Below are 2,787 nucleotides of genomic sequence, written 5' to 3'. Positions count from 1 at the left end.
CCCCATTATCACCGAGAGAAATAGTCAGAAACTCATCATTTGCAGCATGTCTCTCCGGGTAAATGCCTATGACCTCAAAACAGGGAAGATCATCTGGAGCTGTATGGGACTACACGGAAAAAAAGGAGACCTGGCTTACACATCGCCTGTCCTCGCCGACGATATCTGCGTAGCGATGGGGGGGTTCAATGGCCCTGCAATCAGCTTCCGCATGCAGGGAACGGGAGACATCACCGCAAAAGAGCAGCTCTGGCGAAATGAACCCAACCCGCAACGTATTTCGACAGGCATCTACACACAGGGCTCACTTTTCATGGCCAACGCGGGCCCCAATATTTTCCAATGCCTCAATCCGACGACAGGAGAAATTCGCTGGCAGGAACGATCAGGCGGAGCAGCCTGTTGGGGTTCGTTAATCCTGGCAAATCAGCATCTCTACGTGACCGACCAGAACGGCACAACGCACGTCTTCAAACCCAATGTGAAACGTTTCGAAAAAGTAGCTCAGAACCAACTTCGCGAAAGAAGTAACTCCACACCCGCATTTTCCAATGGGCAGATATTTCTGAGAACGTTTCAGCACGTCTATTGTATCGGAAACTAAGACAATCTGCTGATTACCAGAGTTCAATTTCCAGTTCGAGTTCAACGCCGAACTTTTCAGAAACCGTATTCTGAGCAAGATTGATCAGATCGAGCACATTTTCCGTCGTCGCATTTTCATCGTTGACGATGTAATTCGCATGCCGATCACTGATCTCGGCACCACCAATCCGGGTTCCCTTCAATCCTGCCTGTTCGATCAGGGCGCCCGCATGCATGCCGCGCGGATTTTTAAAGATACAACCAGCCGACTGATGAGTCAGAGGCTGACTTGCCTTTTTCATAATCCAGTTCTTTTTCATGCGATTGGTAACCTCTTCAGAATCATCCTGTTTTAATTCAAAAGTGGCTTCGAGAATCGCCAGTTCGTTGATACTGCTTTCCCGATAACTGAAGCTCAGTTCGTCTGCGGTCCGCACAAAGATTTCTGCACGAGCCGTCAAAACGGTAACCGAAGTGGCATACTGCCCGATATCACCGTTTTGGCCACCCGTGTTGCCATGCAAGGCACCCCCGACCGTTCCGGGAATACCAACCAGCCCCTCCAAACCAGCCAGAGCCGACTTCACTGTCTGTGAAACGAGATTCGATAACAGCGTGCCCGCTCCTGCAGTCACAGAAGTACCGTCGATTTGAACGGTTGCAAACGCATCGCCATTAATCCTGATCACCGCCCCTTGAACGCCGGCATCTTTGATCAGAATATTAGAACCCCCGCCAAATACACGCACGGGGATCTCATTTTCGACACAGCATTGAACGACTGCCTGCAGTTCGTCCACATTTCGCGGTTCGAGAAAAAACTGAGCTGGTCCTCCTATTTTGAAATAGGAATACTTGGACAGCGGTTCAGAATGTTTCAGTATCTCTTTGAAGTCTTCGATTGAACTCATGATGGATCCGATTTATTTCGCCTGCCCCCATAGTAATGATGATATCACCAGATTGAGCCTCAGTCTCTAAAGTTGAGACCATCTGGTCAAGGGAACTGCTGAAACTGACCGAATCATTATGGCGAAGAATCCGATTTACAAGCTCTTTTGATGTATCAACCGGCTCTGTTCCGAGTTTTTCGCGGGCCGCATGCACGGGAGCGATCAGAACCTGATCTGCCAGGCGGAAACTCCGGGCATAATGAGTCATCAAAGCCTGCGTGCGCGAGACCTGATGCGGTTCATATAGACACCAGATCTTGCGATATGGATATTCCTCTCGCAACATTTTAAGCGTTGACTGAATTGCAGTCGGATGATGAGCATAATCATCAAATAAAGTCATTCCCTTATAGGAACCCATTCGCTCATAGCGACGATGAATTCCAGGAAACTCAAAAATTCCTTCGCGAATCTCTTCCGCATCAATCCCGGCAGTATGGCAAAGAATGGCAGCAACCATCGCGTTGGATACATTATGTTTACCCGTTTTCTGAAGCGAAATTTCCGAAAAATATTCGCCTTGATGAAACAATCGAAATCGCAAGCCAAAAGAGGTTTGCTTAATATCGGTGGCCCACCAGTCTGCACCACGTTCCAGAGAAAAAGTAGAGATTTTCGCTTTGCAGGAATCCAGAATTTTCTGCAGCCCCAGACAATTTCCCGGAAGCAGTAATGTACCACCCATAGGAATCCGAGAAACAAATTCGGCATACGCGGATGTCATGTCATCCTGATTTTTGAAATAGTCAAAATGATCGGGTTCGATGTTCATAATGGCCGCGTTGTAGGGAAATAAATCCAGAAAACTACGCTGGTATTCACAGCTTTCCGCTACAAAAAGCGGACCTTCCCCGGCCCAACCACTTAAATTCTGACTACATAGTTCCGCACCTATCATTGCAGAAGGAGCAACCCCAGCATTCTGCAGTACATAGGCAGTCAATGCCGTCGTTGTGCTTTTACCATGCGTGCCTGCTATGCAGACTCCTTTTTTCTGCCGCATCAAACTGCCAAGCATCTGCGAATAAGAATATTGGGGAATTCCCATTCGCTGTGCAAAGCGACGCTCCGGATTCGCCAGACCAATGGCCGGACTATAAATCAAAACGTTCGTGCCTTCAGGAACAAATCGTTTATCATGCCCCTGATGAATTCGATAACCACCTTCCCGCAGAGTCTCTTCTGCAAGTAATGAAGGACTTAAATCGGATCCCGTTACCCGACAACCGGCACTTGAAAGGTATTCTGC

At 48.2% G+C, this 2,787-nt stretch carries 3 protein-coding genes; 1 reads left to right on the top strand and 2 read right to left on the bottom strand.

The window, feature by feature from the left end; genetic code table 11:
• Positions 1 to 604, top strand: a 604-nt coding sequence (locus Q0668_RS12490; RefSeq protein WP_298865035.1) for a PQQ-binding-like beta-propeller repeat protein, incomplete at its 5' end; no start/stop codon positions are given.
• Between the two features lie 13 nt (positions 605 to 617).
• Here Q0668_RS12490 and murB read toward each other — a convergent pair.
• Both murB and murC read right to left on the bottom strand, forming a co-directional pair.
• The gene (gene murB / locus Q0668_RS12485; RefSeq protein WP_298865030.1) at positions 618 to 1,496 is read right to left on the bottom strand and encodes a UDP-N-acetylmuramate dehydrogenase; all 879 of its coding nucleotides are present in this window, start codon (positions 1,494 to 1,496) and stop codon (positions 618 to 620) included.
• Positions 1,453 to 2,787 (bottom strand): UDP-N-acetylmuramate--L-alanine ligase (gene murC / locus Q0668_RS12480; RefSeq protein ID WP_298865027.1); only part of this gene is annotated, 1,335 nt, incomplete at its 5' end. The genes murB and murC, both read right to left, overlap by 44 nt.

This window comes from uncultured Gimesia sp., from assembly GCF_937910335.1.
Taxonomy (GTDB): Bacteria; Planctomycetota; Planctomycetia; order Planctomycetales; family Planctomycetaceae; genus Gimesia.
The sequence above is the reverse complement of the archived record's forward strand: the minus strand, read 5'-3'. Positions and strand labels throughout refer to the sequence as shown.